We start from the raw sequence: 238 nt of genomic DNA on the forward strand, positions 1-238 counted from the left end.
GCTCGGCACCTCGTGCTCGCCGAACGCGTCGTGGCCGACCGTCCAGGCGGTGACGAGGTCCTCGCGCACAGTCGTCGCAACGAGGACACGCGTGTAGACGACGTCGACGAGACGGGCGCAGGACTCGGCGAGGGCGGTGACGAGGTTGGCGATGCACTGCCGTGCCTGGACCGCGATGTCGCCGGGCGCCACCGTGGCACAGTCGGCGTCGAGGGGACAGGCCCCTGCCGTGAAGACG

Annotated in this window: 1 protein-coding gene; it reads right to left on the reverse strand. The window is 71.4% G+C overall.

Annotation, left to right across the window (positions count from 1 at the left end):
• Positions 1-238, reverse strand: a 238-nt coding sequence (locus tag ACR9ZK_RS23360; protein WP_481344296.1) for a RidA family protein, incomplete at both ends; no start/stop codon positions are given.

Source organism: Monashia sp. HAY1-5C (assembly GCF_056755255.1).